13 protein-coding genes and 1 riboswitch are annotated in these 17,008 nt (G+C 48.9%); of the genes, 11 read left to right on the top strand and 2 right to left on the bottom strand.

What is annotated here, in order from left to right; genetic code table 11:
- Window positions 1-124 precede the first annotated feature (124 nt).
- The 9 genes from OCV96_RS06050 (at window position 125) to pdxR (ending at window position 13,464) form a co-directional block, all read left to right on the top strand.
- A complete protein-coding gene (locus OCV96_RS06050) occupies window positions 125-619 on the top strand; it encodes a hypothetical protein (RefSeq protein ID WP_227064849.1) in 495 nt (164 codons plus the stop codon).
- A gap of 299 nt (window positions 620-918) precedes the next feature.
- A complete protein-coding gene (gene guaB, locus OCV96_RS06045; protein WP_022312118.1) occupies window positions 919-2,376 on the top strand; it encodes an IMP dehydrogenase in 1,458 nt (485 codons plus the stop codon).
- A gap of 268 nt (window positions 2,377-2,644) precedes the next feature.
- Window positions 2,645-5,236: a sensor domain-containing protein gene (locus tag OCV96_RS06040; RefSeq protein ID WP_262593814.1), complete on the top strand. Its 2,592-nt coding sequence runs from the start codon at window positions 2,645-2,647 to the stop codon at window positions 5,234-5,236.
- Between the two features lie 228 nt (window positions 5,237-5,464).
- Window positions 5,465-5,558, top strand: a riboswitch (ZMP/ZTP riboswitch).
- 148 nt (window positions 5,559-5,706) lie between these two features.
- Window positions 5,707-6,414 (top strand): IMP cyclohydrolase, encoded by a 708-nt coding sequence (locus tag OCV96_RS06035; protein ID WP_022312120.1) that lies wholly within the window; start codon window positions 5,707-5,709, stop codon window positions 6,412-6,414.
- A 78-nt stretch (window positions 6,415-6,492) separates the two neighbouring features.
- On the top strand, window positions 6,493-7,671 hold the full coding sequence (locus tag OCV96_RS06030) for a phosphoribosylaminoimidazolecarboxamide formyltransferase (RefSeq protein WP_022312121.1): 1,179 nt from the start codon (window positions 6,493-6,495) through the stop codon (window positions 7,669-7,671).
- A gap of 131 nt (window positions 7,672-7,802) precedes the next feature.
- Window positions 7,803-9,350: a DHH family phosphoesterase gene (locus OCV96_RS06025; protein ID WP_262593812.1), complete on the top strand. Its 1,548-nt coding sequence runs from the start codon at window positions 7,803-7,805 to the stop codon at window positions 9,348-9,350.
- A gap of 70 nt (window positions 9,351-9,420) precedes the next feature.
- A complete protein-coding gene (locus OCV96_RS06020; protein WP_022312123.1) occupies window positions 9,421-11,115 on the top strand; it encodes a glutamine--tRNA ligase/YqeY domain fusion protein in 1,695 nt (564 codons plus the stop codon).
- An 87-nt stretch (window positions 11,116-11,202) separates the two neighbouring features.
- On the top strand, window positions 11,203-12,048 hold the full coding sequence (locus tag OCV96_RS06015) for a DUF2225 domain-containing protein (protein ID WP_022312124.1): 846 nt from the start codon (window positions 11,203-11,205) through the stop codon (window positions 12,046-12,048).
- Window positions 12,049-12,057: 9 nt separating this feature from the next.
- Window positions 12,058-13,464 (top strand): MocR-like pyridoxine biosynthesis transcription factor PdxR, encoded by a 1,407-nt coding sequence (gene pdxR / locus OCV96_RS06010; protein ID WP_022312125.1) that lies wholly within the window; start codon window positions 12,058-12,060, stop codon window positions 13,462-13,464.
- 19 nt (window positions 13,465-13,483) lie between these two features.
- Here pdxR and OCV96_RS06005 read toward each other — a convergent pair whose 3' ends face one another.
- Window positions 13,484-13,897: a hypothetical protein gene (locus tag OCV96_RS06005; protein WP_022312126.1), complete on the bottom strand. Its 414-nt coding sequence runs from the start codon at window positions 13,895-13,897 to the stop codon at window positions 13,484-13,486.
- Between the two features lie 113 nt (window positions 13,898-14,010).
- Between OCV96_RS06005 and OCV96_RS06000 the strand changes: the two genes are divergently transcribed.
- Window positions 14,011-14,649, top strand: a complete 639-nt coding sequence (locus OCV96_RS06000; protein WP_262593810.1) for a TetR/AcrR family transcriptional regulator — start codon at window positions 14,011-14,013, stop codon at window positions 14,647-14,649.
- Window positions 14,650-14,688: 39 nt separating this feature from the next.
- Here OCV96_RS06000 and OCV96_RS05995 read toward each other — a convergent pair whose 3' ends face one another.
- Window positions 14,689-15,450 (bottom strand): DUF6062 family protein, encoded by a 762-nt coding sequence (locus OCV96_RS05995; protein WP_227733803.1) that lies wholly within the window; start codon window positions 15,448-15,450, stop codon window positions 14,689-14,691.
- A gap of 194 nt (window positions 15,451-15,644) precedes the next feature.
- Between OCV96_RS05995 and OCV96_RS05990 the strand changes: the two genes are divergently transcribed.
- A complete protein-coding gene (locus OCV96_RS05990; RefSeq protein WP_255713384.1) occupies window positions 15,645-16,991 on the top strand; it encodes an MBOAT family O-acyltransferase in 1,347 nt (448 codons plus the stop codon).
- The last annotated feature ends 17 nt before the right edge of the window (window positions 16,992-17,008 follow it).

Raw genomic sequence — 17,008 nt, 5'->3', positions numbered from 1 at the left:
CCGTAAACAGAGATTTCCCCAAAGAAAGGTGCGGGCGGTTTCAGAACCGGCCCGAAATAGAAGACCTTCCTTAAGAGGGGACAGACTCTGTCATAAAATAAACGAAGAGAAAAGGAAACAAAAAATGAGTGATTCTTACGTAGAATGTCTGGTAAAAGCAAAACAGCCTGCATGGGCAAAGATTTTAAAGGTATTATTGATCACACTGACGGTATTGAGCTGTCTGGTGATGTTCGTGTTTATCATTTTCCTGCCGGTGGCACTGGCAGCAGGTGTGGGAGCATATTTCCTGAATATGTACACTGACCTGGAATATGAATATCTCTATCTGGACAAGGAACTGTCCGTGGACAAGATCATGGCTAAGAGCAAGAGAAAGCGTGTCGGTACTTACAGCCTTGACCGCATGGAAGTATTTGCACCGGTTTACTCCTATCATCTGGATAACTTCAAAAACCGTCAGGTGAAGGAAAAGGATTATAGTATCGGCGAGGTATTGCAGCCAGACGGACGTTATGCTATGTACTATGAAGGTGGCGAGAAGATCCTCTTAAGCCCTAATGAGGAGCTGGTCAAGGTGCTCAAAAACATGGCACCCCGCAAAGTGTTCAGCGAATAATATTTCGCAACAGTCCGGTGCAGGGAACAGCATCAAAGCAGTTGAATGCCTGGCGAGTCAAAAATATAGGTCTGGTGTACATGATACGCCGGACCTTCTTTATTGCAGAAACAGAAATAAACGCAGTAATATGATTGCTAAATGATAAAAAATATAAGATATCCGGTTGACAGTCCTACGAAACTCTGCTAAACTCATGAAAATGCTATAAGTACAACGAATATGTAATATAATTACAACTTATAGCACAACAAGATATCATTCACAAATCTTATCAAATGAACACAGGAGGAAAGAAAATGGGACAGATTATTGGTGAAGGCATTACCTTTGATGACGTACTGCTCGTACCGTCTTACTCTCAGGTAGTCCCTAATCAGGTGGATTTGACCACATGGCTGACAAAGAAGATCAAGCTGAACATTCCTATGATGAGCGCAGGAATGGATACTGTTACCGAACATCGTATGGCGATTGCCATGGCTAGACAGGGTGGTATCGGTATCATTCACAAGAATATGTCTATCGAGGCACAGGCAGAAGAGGTAGATAAGGTAAAGCGTTCCGAGAATGGTGTCATCACCGATCCGTTTTCTCTGTCTCCTGAACATACTCTGGCAGATGCAGATGCTCTGATGGCTAAGTTCCGTATCTCCGGCGTACCTATCACCGAGGGCAGAAAATTAGTCGGCATCATCACCAACCGTGATCTGAAGTTCGAGACCGACTTCACCAAGAAGATCAAAGAGTCCATGACCAGCGAGGGCCTGATCACCGCTCCCGAAGGTATCACTCTGGAAGAGGCAAAGAAGATCCTGGCCAAGGCAAGAAAAGAGAAGCTGCCTATCGTAGATAAGGACTTCAACTTAAAGGGTCTGATCACCATCAAAGATATTGAGAAGACCATCAAATATCCTCTGGCAGCCAAGGATTCCCAGGGCAGACTGCTCTGCGGCGCCGGTGTAGGTATCACCGCCAACGTACTGGATCGTGTGGCAGCTCTGGTAGCAGCCAAGGTCGATGTTGTGGTACTGGATTCCGCACATGGTCATTCCCAGAACGTATTAAACTGCCTGAAGATGATCAAGGAAAAATATCCTGATCTGCAGGTTATCGCAGGTAACGTGGCTACTGGCGATGCTACCCGTGCCCTGATCGAGGCCGGCGCAGATGCGGTTAAGGTAGGCATCGGCCCCGGTTCCATCTGTACCACCCGTGTCGTTGCAGGCATCGGTGTTCCTCAGGTATCCGCTATCATGGATTGCTACAGCGTGGCAAAGGAATATGGTATTCCCATCATTGCTGATGGTGGTATTAAGTATTCCGGAGATATCACCAAGGCTATTGCAGCCGGTGGTAACGTATGTATGATGGGTTCCATGTTTGCAGGATGTGAGGAGAGCCCGGGAGAATACGAGCTGTTCCAGGGTAGAAAATACAAGGTATACCGTGGCATGGGTTCCATCGCAGCCATGGAGAACGGCAGTAAGGATCGTTACTTCCAGGAGAATGCGAAGAAACTGGTTCCCGAAGGTGTTGAAGGCCGTGTGGCTTACAAGGGCAGCGTGGAAGATACCGTATTCCAGCTGCTGGGCGGTCTCCGCTCCGGTATGGGTTACTGTGGTGCGCAGGATATCGAGACTTTGAAGGAGACCGGCAGATTCGTGAAGATCTCTGCAGCATCCCTGAAGGAGAGCCATCCTCATGATATCCATATCACCAAGGAAGCTCCGAACTACAGCGTGGATGATAAATAAGTTGTGAAAATAAGGCTATAATGAAAGAGGCGATTGTAAGTCTGACTTGCAACCGCCTCTTTATGGAAAAAGAAATCATTTGAATCTCAAAATATTTGCAATAATTGACAAAAACTTTGCAATTTTTCAAGCAATTTAACGAATATGGCAAAAAATGTAAAATAATATCTTGTATGAATTTCCCGTCACATGGTAAAATATATTTGTTCGGGTGCCGAGGAAGGGCGTATTCCCCGAATATTTAAAAGAGAAGCAGGGGAGCAAAAAAGTGGCTGAAATTTCATTTCGAGAATTGATCGATCCCAGACGTCTGCAGCATTTGCAGAATGAATTCTGCAAGGTGACAGGCGTGGCAGCTGTCTGCCTGGACAGTGAGAATCAGGTGGTGACGGAGCCGTATGTGGACAAGACATGGAAGAGACTGGATGGGGAAGACCCGATCAGTACGGAATATCGCAGGAAAGCAGCACAGGCACTGGACAGAGTGCAGGCCGGTTCGTTGGAGGAACAGGTGGTGGAAGAACTGCCGGACGGCGGACATGTGGCAGCAGTGGCTGTCAGTGTGGAGAACAACACGATCCTGTACTGGCAGGTGTATGATCTGAAGAAGATCGACACCATTTCCTTTTATCAGATATTGGATCTGCTGCGGGATACCAGCGTAGATATTTACAGAGATCGTATGTCCTGCTTCAGCGCGGAGGCAGAGAGCAGAAGGAGCCGTTCCGCTGAGGAAGAGATGAGTCGGAATCTCCATACTATTGAGGCAACCACGGAGATCGTCCAGCTCTTAGACAGTGATGAACAGATTGAACTTGCCATGAATAAGTGGCTGAAGATCCTGTCAGAGCATATCTGTGTAGATACTGCGGATATTTTTCAACTGCATTCCGACACGGATACCATGAACGTGGTCTGTGAATGGCGTGCCCCGGGACAGATTTCTTATTTTGACAAGATAAACGGAGTGGAAGTATATTCCTTCCTTCATGCTGAGAAACCACTGGTGGTATCCACGGACAGCCTGGGCAATGCCGGCTCGAAGGAAATCGAGGAGATCGGCATGAAGGCCGTGATGATCTTCCCGATCCTGAAGCAGGAGAGCGGAAATATGGTGCTGTCTCTGAATCATAGAACCCAGGGGCATGTGTGGAGCATGGCGGAGATCAAGTTCACAGCGGATGCAGTGAAGATCCTGCAGAGCATCCTCACCAGAAGGATCCAGAAGAATTCCCTGGCCGGTTCCTACGCAGCATTGGAGGAGATTCTGGACAACGTGGGCTGTGCCATTTATGTGACAGACCAGACCACAGGACGGATGCTGTTTGCCAACCAGATCCTGAAAAATACCTTTGCCAAGGAACTGCTGGATCACAATTTTGATGCTTTGTTACAGAGCAGTGTCCGCAAGGAAAAAACCAAGTCAGTCAGTGTAGTCTACCATGCGGAGAAGGAGACCTGGTACGATCTGCTGTGCAAGGAGATTGCCTGGGTGGACGGTAAAAAGGCCAATCTGTACTCTTTGTATGACATTACAGATAAAAAACTGTACCAGCGCCGCATCGAGCAGCAGGCCTATACGGATTTTCTGACGGGACTGTATAATCGTATGTGCTGTGAGAGGGATCTGGCAAGACAGATCGATCAGGCGAAGAAGACCGGCGGCGAAGGTGCTCTGCTGTATCTGGATCTGGATGATTTCAAGCATATCAACGACGGACTGGGGCACCAGTACGGAGATGTGCTGTTAAAATCCATTTCCCATGCATTAAAACGGATCAACGGCATCGAGAATACCTGTTACCGCATGGGCGGCGATGAATTTGTCATCGTGATCCCGCCCGACAGCTATTCCCGGTTTGAAAATATTGTGGAAGATATTAAAAAGATCTTCAGCAAGCCCTGGTTTTTGAAGGACGCGGACTATTACTGTACCATGAGTATGGGTATCGTCACTTTCCCGGATGCCGGGGATTCCGTGGCTGATCTGATCAAAAAAGCGGATATTGCCATGTACGAAGCAAAAAAGACCGGTAAGAACCGGGTGGCAACCTACCGCGAGGGCATTGATTCCGTATCGGGACGCCGCCTGGATATGGAAAAGAACATGCGTGATGCCACGGTGGAGGGCTACCGGGAGTTCGAGGTCTATTATCAGCCCATCATTGATATTCAGGGCGGCAGGGATGTCTGCGCCGGAGCTGAGGCACTGATCCGCTGGAACAGTGCAAAGCTGGGATTTATCTCCCCGGCGGAATTCATCCCGTTGGCAGAGTATCTGGGACTAATCAATCCCATCGGCAATTATGTGCTGACCGAGGCCTGCACCCGCTGCAAACGCTGGAACGAATCCGGTTATTCGAATTATAAAGTGAACGTAAATCTTTCCGTAGTACAGCTCCTACAGCCGGACATCGTGGAGACGGTGGAAAAGGCGCTTGCGGACACCGGTCTGTCCCCGAAGAATCTGACCCTGGAAGTGACAGAGAGCCTCGCCATCAACGATATGGAGCGCATGAAGGAGATCCTGAACCGGATCAAATCTCTGGGTGTTTCGCTGGCGCTGGATGATTTCGGTACCGGCTACTCCTCCCTGAATCATATCCGGGAGATTCCCATTGATGTCATCAAGGTGGATCAGAGCTTTGTCAAAGATCTGGCGGAGGATGCCTACTCCCAGTCCTTTATCAAAATGGTGGCGGAGCTGGCGGAGACCATCGGCGTCAGCGTCTGCGTGGAAGGTATCGAGACCCCGGAGCAGTTCAGAGTATTGCAGGGCATGAAGGTCAAATACATTCAGGGCTATTATTTCGACCGCCCTATGGAGAGACATGCCTTTGAGGCAAAATATGTGAAGTAACAGTTCAGCCATAGAATAGTAAAAGCGATGATCGGGTGCTTGCACACGGAGCATCGCTTTTGCTATTCTATGAGCGGAGCGCCCAAAACATGAATAAAAGATGAGCTGCATAGCAGCGACGGCTGCGCAGCAGACGCTTTTATGAATGTTTTGGGGCAGAACTGTTACGGAAGCAACAAAATTATCAAAATCCCTCTTGTCAAGTATCGGGGAACCATGCTACTATTAAAACAGCTACACGACTGGCGGAGCGCAGCTTGCTGCAGTGGAGATACCCACGGGGAGTGTAGAATAGTGAAAGCCGACCGCCTGGGCACCGTCTATTTCTGGTGCTTAGGCGGTTTTTTGTAACTATTCAGAGCCATAAAATATTGACAGGTGTTCGTCGAATGCTGACATTCGTAAGAACATTCGGCAATATTTTATGGTTCTGAATAGTTACGCGATATATAGTAAACGGAGGAAAAACTATGTTACAACTGGAACAGGAATTGAAAAGCAATGCTTATCCCGGCAGAGGTATCGTGATCGGACGTTCTGCTAACGGTAAATATGCCGTGACCGCTTATTTCATCATGGGAAGAAGCGCCAACAGCCGCAATCGTGTGTTCGTAGCAGAAGGAGAGGGAATCCGTACCCAGGCTTTCGATCCTTCCAAACTGGAAGATCCCAGTCTGATCATCTACGCACCCGTACGTGTCCTTGGTAACAAGACCATCGTGACCAACGGTGACCAGACAGATACTATCTACGAGGGAATGGACAAACAGCTGACCTTTGAGCAGTCCCTGCGCAGCAGAGAATTCGAGCCGGACGGCCCCAACTATACACCGAGAATTTCCGGTATCATGCACATCGAGAACGGCAAGTACAATTACGCTATGTCCATTCTGAAGAGTGACAACGGCAATCCTGATTCCTGTCTGCGTTTCACTTATGCTTATGAGAATCCTCTTCCCGGAGAGGGACGTTTCATTCACACTTATATGCACGACGGCAATCCGCTGCCCAGCTTCCAGGGCGAGCCGAAACTGGTAGAGATCCCCGATGATATGGATGCTTTTACCGATATGCTGTGGAACAGCCTGAATGAGGATAACAAGGTCTCTCTGTTCGTACGTTTCATTGATATCGAGACCGGTAAATATGAGACAAAGATCGTGAATAAGAATATGTAAAGTAGGTTGTGAAGACGCGTTTTGCGAATGCAGGTTCTGAATAGTTAATATCGTAGAATAGAATAGGAGAAAAATAAGATGAACGAGATTCAGTTAAAATACGGATGTAACCCGAACCAGAAGCCTTCCAGAATCTTCATGGAAGACGGCAGTGATCTGCCGGTGACCGTGCTGAACGGCAAGCCCGGATATATCAATTTCCTGGATGCTTTCAACGGCTGGCAGCTGGTAAAAGAGCTGAAGGAAGCTACAGGACTTCCCGCAGCCACTTCTTTCAAACATGTGTCTCCGGCCGGTGCTGCGGTAGGACTTCCTCTGAGTGATACTCTGGCGAAGATCTACTGGGTGGATGATCTGGGAGAGCTTTCTCCCCTGGCATGTGCTTATGCGAGAGCACGTGGTGCAGACAGAATGTCCTCCTTCGGTGACTTCATTGCATTGTCTGATATCTGCGATACCGATACCGCCCGCCTGATCAAGAGAGAGGTATCCGACGGTGTCATCGCTCCCGGCTACACCGACGAAGCACTGGAACTGCTGAAGCAGAAGAAAAAAGGCGCCTACAACATCATCCAGATCGATCCTTCCTATCAGCCTGCTCCTATCGAGCGCAAGCAGGTATACGGCATCACCTTCGAGCAGGGGCGTAACGAACTGGATATCAACGGCGATCTGCTGTCCAATATCGTGACTGTGAACAAGGAGATCCCGGAGAGTGCCCTGATCGATATGAAGATCGCTCTGATCACCTTAAAATATACCCAGTCCAATTCCGTATGTTATGTCAAGGATGGTCAGGCTATCGGTATCGGTGCAGGACAGCAGTCTCGTATCCACTGCACCAGACTGGCAGGCAGCAAGGCAGACAACTGGTTCTTACGCCAGTCTCCGCAGGTACTGGGCCTGCAGTTTGTAGACAGCCTGGGCAGAGCCAACCGTGACAATGCCATTGATGTCTACATGGGCGATGAGTACATGGACGTGCTGGCGGACGGTACCTGGGAAGGCATCTTCAAGGTAAAGCCCCCTGTATTTACCAGAGAAGAAAAGAGAGCATGGCTGGATCAGATGCAGGATGTGACTCTGGGAAGCGATGCATTCTTCCCCTTCTCCGATAACATCGAGAGAGCACATAAGAGCGGCGTAAAATACATCGCACAGCCAGGTGGATCCGTGCGTGACAGCGATGTTATTGCATGCTGCGACAAATATGATATGGTGATGGCATTTACGGGCATCCGTCTGTTCCACCACTAAGACAGATAGTTACAGGCAGGGCTGCGTTCAGGACCTGCCTGTAACTATTCAGAGCCATGAAAAGGCATTTTTGCGAATGTGGTTCTGAATAGTTATGGAATTTTTATGAGGAAGAAGAGGAAAGCGTAGTTATGGACAGACGAGGGGATGCAAAGAGCAGAGAAATGATGCTGGATGAATTATTGGGCTATGACCACGTGACGATCCAGTGCCACGACAATCCGGATGCGGATGCCATAGCCTCCGGCTATGGGCTGTACTGTTTTTTCCGGGACAAGGGAAAGGATACCAGGCTGCTGTATTCCGGACGGAATAAAGTCAGAAAGGCCAACCTGATGCTGATGGTGGAGAAACTGCACATTCCGCTGGAGTACCAGCCTCAGATGGAAGATACAGTAGACGGACTGCTGATCACTGTGGATTGTCAGTATGGCGCGGGTAATGTGACGGAGCTGCCGGCGGAGGAGATCGCTGTCATCGACCATCATCCACTAGAAGTCATCTGTACCGAGCGGATGCGTCTGCAGCCCAATATGGGAAGCTGTGCAACCCTGGTGTGGACAATGCTGCAGGAAATGCATTATCCCGTGGGAAAAAACAGAGATCTGGGAACTGCGCTGTATTACGGGCTGTATATGGATACCAACCAGTTCTCCGAACTGTCGAACCCGGTGGACATGGATATGCGTGAGAGTCTGAATTTTGATAAGAACCAGATATCCCTGTTCCGTAATTCCAATATTTCCCTGAGAGAGCTGGAAATTGCCGGTGTGGCAATGCTGCGCTGCAATTATAACGACGATTACCAGTTCGCCGTGATCCATTCCCAACCCTGTGATCCCAATGTACTTGGCCTGATCAGCGACTTCCTCCTGCAGGTGGCGGGCGTCAATACCTGCGTGGTCTATAATGAGGACAGCGGCGGATACAAATTTTCCGTCAGAAGCTGTATCCGGGAGGTCAATGCCAGCGAACTGTCGGATTATCTTTCGGAGGGCATCGGTTCCGGCGGCGGACATTACGAGAAGGCCGGCGGCTACATCAGTATGAAATTATATGAGGAAAAATATCCAACACTGCATTCCGAAGCGTATTTCAATAACCGCATGACGCAGTATTTCGATACGTTCCGGATCCTCTACGCCAAAGACCGGGCATTCCCGGTAAGTGAGGGCACAAGATATCAGAGAAAGAAAATCCCTCTGGCCTGTGTGAGGGCCTCTGATCTGGCGGAGCTTGGCAGGGTGGTGTCCGTCCGCACCCAGAACGGCACCATGGACATCGATACCAGACAGAATATCTGCTACACGCTGGAGAGAAACGGTGAACTTCACAGGGTGGCGGGAGAGCGGTTCCACAGGATCCTGGAACTGTCCGACGCTCCGGTGTCCGAGGACTACTGCAGGAATATGACATACGTTCCCAGGGTCAAGGACGGTACGGACGGCAGAAATCATCTGATCACGGAATATGTGCGCATGTGCATGCCGAAGGATGAGTTCCGCATCTATGCCATCCGGGTGACACAGGGGGTAAAAGTGTTCCCGGTATGGGATGAGGACGGCTATATGACCGGAAGGGCCGGAGATTATCTGGCGGCCAGTGAGGATGATCTGCACAATATCTTCATCGAGACGGAGCAGAATTTGCTGAATTATTTTGAAGAGAAGGGTTTATAAAAGTTTTCTTGTGTGGTAAGATAAAGGATACGAAAACAGTATTAAGTAAACGAAAGGCAAGGACATTACCATGAGCGAGATCGAAAAGGAAATCGTAGATTCCGCAGAAGTAAAGGAATCGAAGAATTTTATAGAGCAGATCATTGAGAAAGATCTGGCGGAGGGCGTATACGATACTGTACACACCCGTTTCCCTCCGGAACCCAACGGATATCTTCATATCGGACATGCCAAGAGTATTCTGCTGAACTACGGCCTGTCCCAGAAATACAACGGCAAATTCAATCTGCGTTTTGACGATACCAACCCCACCAAGGAGAAGGCAGAGTTCGTAGAGTCTATCAAGGCTGATGTAAAGTGGCTGGGAGCAGACTGGGAGGACAGACTCTTTTTCGCATCCAACTATTTTGACCAAATGTATGAAGCAGCCGTAAAGCTGATCAAAAAAGGCAAGGCATATGTCTCTGACTTAAGTGCGGAGCAGATCCGTGAATACAGAGGAAGCCTGACCGAGCCCGGCAAGGAAGATCCCGGCAGCACCAGAAGCGTAGAAGAGAATCTGACACTGTTCGAGGATATGAAGGCCGGCAAATACGAGGACGGCACTAAGGTACTGCGTGCCCGCATCGATATGGCCTCTCCCAACATCAACATGAGAGATCCCGTCATCTATCGTGTGGCACATATGTCTCACCAGAATACCGGTGACAAATGGTGCATTTACCCTATGTACGATTTCGCGCATCCCATCGAGGATGCTATTGAAGGCGTGACCCATTCCATCTGTACGCTGGAATTTGAGGATCACAGACCCTTATATGACTGGGTGGTAAGAGAACTGGAATATCCTCATCCTCCCAAGCAGATCGAATTCGCAAAGCTGTACCTGACCAATGTGGTGACCGGTAAGCGTTATATCAAGAAGCTGGTAGAACAGGGCATCGTGGACGGCTGGGATGATCCCAGACTGGTATCCATCGCAGCACTGCGCAGAAGAGGATTCACACCGGAATCCATCAAGAAGTTCGTAGAATTGTGCGGTATCTCCAAGGCACAGTCTTCCGCAGATTATGCAATGCTGGAGTATTGTATCCGTGAGGATCTGAAGGCAAAGGCACCCCGTATGATGGCTATTCTGGATCCTGTGAAACTGGTAATTGATAACTATCCCGAAGGACAGACGGAGATGCTGCCTGTAGTCAACAATCCGGAAAACGAAGCTCTGGGCAGCCGCGAGGTTCCCTTCGGCAAAGAACTGTATATTGAGAGAGAGGACTTCATGGAAGAGCCTCCCAAGAAATATTTCCGTATGTTCCCCGGCAACGAAGTGCGCCTGATGAGTGCTTATTTCGTAAAATGCACCGGCTGTGTCAAGGACGAGAACGGAAAAGTCGTGGAAGTACATTGTACCTATGATCCGGAGAGCCGCGGAGGCAACAGCCCCGATGGACGTAAAGTAAAGGGAACGATCCACTGGGTAAATGCAGAGCAGTCTGTAAAAGCACAGGTGCGCCTGTATGAGAATATCATCGATGAAGAGAAGGGTGTATACAATGAAGACGGAAGTCTGAATCTGAACCCCAATTCTTTGACCACACTGACAGAGTGCCGTCTGGAGCCTGCATTTGCACAGGCACAGGCGTATGACCGCTTCCAGTTCGTAAGACAGGGCTTCTTCTGCGTGGACTACAAGGATACCAAGCCGGGAGAACTGGTATTTAACCGTATCGTATCTCTGAAGAGTTCTTATGTACTGCCTAAGTAAGCAGTAGGACAACCGATAAGGGGAATTGGGAAAGTTGTATTCGTATTGTCACCGGGAATGGACAGTACAAAAGAAAAGGAGAGACATATGTCGGACAAATTGTTTGGACTGGCCGGTCTGGGTCTGGATGACCTGGAGAACATGAACATTTACGGACAGGATAAAAAAGAAGAGAAGGCAGCAGCCGAGGCCCAAAAAATAGAAGAAAAGGATCTGATCTTTGACAAGACATTTACCTGTCCTGTCTGCGGAGAAGATTTCCCGGCGAAGATCATGAAGACCGGAAAGGCAAGACTTTTAAGTACCGATCAGGATCTTCGTGCAAAATACGAAGGCATTGATGCGGTGAAATATGATGTTATTCTGTGTCCGCATTGCGGCTATGCAGCACTGAACCGGTATTTCAACAGCCTGAATAAGGTTTATATAAAGCTGATCAAGGAAAATATCAGCAGTAAAGTGCAGCTGCATACCTACGATGACGATATTTACAGCTATGAAGAAGCCATTGAGCGCTATAAGCTCTGCCTGGCCAACGCTGTGGTAAAACGGGCCCATGCCAGTGAAAAGGCTTATATCTGTCTGAAGAGCGGATGGCTGATGCGTGGTTATCAGGAGCATCTGGAAGAGTCCGGGGATACGGATATGGCCAGACTCCGGGAAGTGAAGACCATGGAGGAGACTTATCTGAAGAACGCTTACACTGGTTTTACGGAGGCCCTGCAGACCGAAGGATTCCCCATGTGCGGTATGGATGAGATCACGGTAGAATTTCTGATTGCGGTACTTGCTGCCAGATTCCAGAAATATGATGTGGCCAGCCGTATGGTAGCCACGATCCTGACGTCCCCTTCCGCCAATGCCCGGACTAAGGACAAGGCAAGAGAGTTAAAAGACCAGATTCTGGAAGAACTGAAGAACCAGAAAAAGTAGGATAACCGTATGTATGATATGACGATCCGGCTGCGTACAGACAGTGACAAATGTCTGTACCAGCAGATATATGAGCATATACGACAGGAAATCAGGGAAGGGAAGCTTCTGGCAGGAGAGAGGCTTCCCTCCACGCGTTCTCTGGCAGAATATCTGCAGGTGGCGAGAAGCACTGTGGACTATGCCTACGACCAGCTGTTAAGCGAGGGATATATCGAGGCACGACCTTATAAGGGCTATTTTGTCTGCCGTCTGGAAGGGATATTTGCCATGGAACCGCGGGAAGAGAACGAACCGGAGCCGGACACTTCAGGAGAAGAATCTGTTCCGGAAGAGGGATGCATTGATTTTTCTCCTTATGGTATTGATATGAACGGTTTCCCTGTGGGCGTATGGAAGCGGATCACGAAGAATATTCTGAATGACAACAACAGTGACCTGTTTGCGCAGGGAGAACCTCAGGGAGATTATGATCTGCGGCTGACCATCAGCCGGTATCTGCATTCTTCCCGGGGGGTGAACTGCCGCCCGGAACAGATCATTGTAGGAGCAGGAAACGATTATCTGCTGTTGCTATTGGAGAAAATACTGGGCAGACATGTGGGCATTGCCATGGAGAATCCCACGTACAAGCGGGCATACCGCATCTTTGAATCTTTTGCCTATCGCATTCACACGGTAGACATGGATGATAAGGGAATGCGGGCGGACAGACTTTCGGGACTGCCTGTCAGAGTGGCCTATGTGATGCCTTCCCACCAGTATCCCACCGGTGCGGTCATGACCATCGGCAGGAGAGCAGAACTGCTTCGCTGGGCAGAAAGGGAGCCGGATCGTTATCTGATCGAGGACGATTACGACAGTGAATTCCGGTATCGGGGCAAGCCTATTCCTTCCCTGCAATCTTCCGATGAAAAGGGAAAAGTGATCTACATCGGTACATTTTCCAAGGCTATTGCACCGGCAATCCGTGTCAGCTATATGGTATTGCCGGGGGATCTGCTGGATATCTACCGCAGGGATTGCTCTTTTTATTCCTGCACGGTGTCCAGAATCGACCAGCGGATCCTGAATGAATTTATCCGGGACGGGTATTTCGAGCGGCATCTGAATAAAATGCGGATGCGCTACCGGGCCAAACATGACCTGCTGCTGGCCGGGCTGGAACCGTTTAAGAAGCAGTTTGTGATCTCCGGGGAGGATGCGGGACTGCATCTTCTGTTGACAGCGAAAGGGAATGTCACGGAACAGGAACTGTTGGAGAGAGCAGCGGCGGAGAAAGTGAAAGCCTATGGGATGTCAGAGAATATGGTGGAAGCCACAATGCGGAAAGCTACCGTGCTGTTGGGCTTTGGAAGTATTGATGAGGCGGAAATGCAGGAAGGTCTCAGACGCTTGCAAAAAGCATGGCTCTGAGACCTTCGAAATAGAACGATTATTCTTCATTTACGGGAGGCTCTTCGTCCTCGGCATCTTCTTCATCGAAGAACTCTTCCACGTCTTCGACGGTCTCGCCCTCTTCGCCGGACAATCCGGTAGCCTGATCGGTGAGCGGTGTGAAATCAGATGCCTCTGCGGAAGCGGGTGCCGCCTCTTCGGAAGCCGGTGTGGACTCTGTGCCTGTCTCTTCCTTCGGGGCAGAGGTCTGCACGGGTGTATTCAGAGGAACATAATTGCGGGAGAACTCGGTACTCTTGTCCAGATCCTCGTGGAAATCATCATAATCATCATCTGCATCGGAAGATTCCTTCAGCTGAGAATCTTTCTGTTGCATATAGTAGTAAGCAGCTGCGGCTGCGGTACCTACTGCTGCGGTAAACAGCAGAAATTTGCCAAATTTTTTAGCCATAGGGTTGCTCCTTCCATGTTGTAGTGTATGTAACTGGTCTGAATTTCATGCATATGCCCATACAGTTACATAATAAACCTTATTGATGAAAATGAAAAGGGATATGTTGCGATATGAATGAGAAATTTTTTGATTTAAAAAAAGAAAAACAGGACCGGATGATCAATGCAGCTCTGAAGGTATTTGCCCTGAACGGTTACCGTCATGCCAGTACGGATGATATCGTGCGGGAGGCAGCCATCAGTAAGGGATTATTATTTCATTATTTTGAGAACAAGCTGGGAGTCTATGCTTTTGTCTATGACTACAGTGTGCGGTATCTGTTGCTGGAATTTTCCACAGCGGTAGATGCGAAGGAGACGGATCTGTTCACTCTGATGCAGCAGGTGGAGACCGGGAAAATGCATGCCATGTGTGGCTATCCTTATCTGCAGCCGTTCCTGAACCGGGCACAGGCAGAGAATGTCAATGAGGCACTGGTGGCGGTAGAAGAGCGAAAACAGCAGATGGAAGAGGCTTATGAGAATATTTATGCCAGAGCGGATCTGGGAAAATATGCGGCTGCGGAAGACGTGATGAAACTTCGTAAGATGATGGAACTGACCATTAAGGGATTGATGAACGAGAGAATCCTGGAAGATGCCTTTCAGCCGGAGATGCTGTATGAGGAAATTCTGGAGTATCTGCAATTAAGCAGAAGACTGGCGGAACGGTCCGGACAGCCCTCTGACGAAGAAATTACGGAAAAATAGCATCATAATTGCATCGTATTTTTGAATAAAATTTTGCGGCTATTTAGACATCTTATAGGCGGGATCTGCGGGATATCCGCCTTTTAATTTCTGCATACCGCGCTGGATGGCATCCCTGGAGCTCTTCCAGTCGGCGTCTTTGTTGCGATAGTCGAATTTTTCCACCAGCCAGGAGACGTCTTCGGAAATGCGCTGCATGTTGGATTCCATGACCGGCAGCAACTGATCGTAAAAGTCCTGTTTTTCCTTATCGGAAAGTTTGCGGTCAGCGGCTTCGCAGAGATCGCCGAAGTGGGGCAGGCAGAAGCCTTTGCCGTTTATGACTTTATTGCGGAAGTTTTCATCATTTTTCCACAGGTAGAAAAAGGTGTCCAGATATCTGGCGTAGGTATCTTTATACTGGGAACAGATATAGCAGGAATCCTCTTTTGCACGAACCCACATGCCGATGGTATTTTCATTGCCTTCGGCTTTTTTGAATTTACCCAGGAGAGAGCTTTTGCCGGGGCGGAAGGAGGCAAATTCCTGCTGCATTTCCCGGATCATGCGCTGGTAGTGGGTCTTTAAGATCCAGGCATTGCCCAGAGTATTGCCGTAGTCGAACATTTTCTGAAAATGATACCGGCAGAAGCCTGCTTTGTCGGTTTGTTCGCGGATGTCCGCTTCCATATAAGAGGAACCGGAGCCTAACACGAAATCCAGAAGATCCTGTTCAATACTGCGGTGGATAAAGCAGAAAGGGCATTCGTCCTGTGCATTTACGGCATCGTTTAAAGGGATGGTATATAACTGTTCTTTCATGGAAAATATCCTTTCTCGGGCGCAGCCCTGTGGTGTTAAAACTATTGTAAACGATGCGGTGAAAAATTGCAAAAAGATTAAGCAGTTGTAAAATTCTGTCATTTAAAATTAAGAATTGTTTTGTTGTAATAGAAACGGTTTCAAGCTACTATGATAGTAAGACAGATAAACAGAAATAGAAAGATGTGATTTTTTTGATATTCAGCAGTATTGAATTTCTGCTGTGGTTCCTGCCGATCTTTCTGATCGTCTACGGGATCACACCTCGCAAATACAGGAACCTGACACTGCTCGTGGGAAGCATTGTTTTTTATGCCAGGGGAGACGTCAGGTATCTTCCCCTTTTAATGATATCTATATTGTGCAATTATTTTCTGGGTCTTCATCTGGCAAAACGCAGTCCTAAGACGTTGTGGCGGAAAAAGCTTCTGCTGATCCTGACACTTGGCGCGAATCTGGCGGTACTGCTCTGGTTCAAGGACTGGGGAGGCTCTGCGGGGCTGCCGCTGGGGATCAGCTTTTACACCTTCCAGATATTGTCTTATCAGATCGATGTGTACCGGGGAGAGGTGAGCAGGGAGTATTCTTTTTTGAAGTTTGCTACTTATGTGATCATGTTCCCGAAACTGATCTCCGGACCGATCACAAGATATGGCGATATCTCGGACAGCCTGACGGAGCGCACTTTCACGGTGCGGGGGCTGGAAGACGGTATGAAGCTGTTTATTCTGGGACTGGCGGCCAAGGTGCTACTGGCAGACCGGGTGGGAATCTTGTGGCACGAGGTGCAGGTGACCGGATTTGAAAGCATCTCGACACCGTTAGCATGGCTGGCAGCCATCGCCTATTCCATGGAGATCTATTTTGATTTCTGGGGCTATTCCCTGATGGCCATGGGACTGGGCCGGATGATGGGGATCGAACTGCCGGCCAACTTCCGCAGACCCTATATGGCCAGAAGTGTCCGGGATTTTTACCGCAGATGGCATATGACGTTGGGACAGTGGTTCTGCCGATATGTGTATATTCCGTTAGGCGGCAGCAGACAGGGAGAGCTTCGCACGATTTTTAACCTCCTGGTGGTATGGATGCTGACCGCTTTCTGGCATGGTGCCGGCTGGAACTTCTTCTGCTGGGGCGGACTGCTCTGGATCTGCATCGTACTGGAACGGCAGTTGGGCAGATTAAAATTTGTACATAAAATGAAGGTATTGCCGCACATTTATCTGTGGCTGGTCATCCCAATGAGCTGGATGTGCTTTGCTATCACGGACCTGTCACAGTTACAGGTCTATCTGGATAAGATGCTGTGGCTGGTACCGGGCTTCAGCGGCGGTTACGAGGATGCCTGGAAGGCACTCAGTACCTATGGAGGACTGCTTCTGGTCTCCGGACTGGCCTGCACACCGGTCATTGAGAAGCTGTACCATAAGTGGCAGGATAAGCTGCCGGTGAAGGTGCTTCTGTCGGGGCTCTTCTGGTATTGCATCTGGAGACTTTTATTAGAAGGAAATAATCCTTTTATGTATTTTAGCTTTTAGGAAAAGGTCATTATGCA

Origin of the sequence: Waltera acetigignens (assembly GCF_025567015.1) — a bacterium.
In the GTDB taxonomy this organism is placed as follows: Bacteria; Bacillota; Clostridia; order Lachnospirales; family Lachnospiraceae; genus Acetatifactor; species Acetatifactor acetigignens.
The sequence above is the reverse complement of the archived record's forward strand: the minus strand, read 5'-3'. Positions and strand labels throughout refer to the sequence as shown.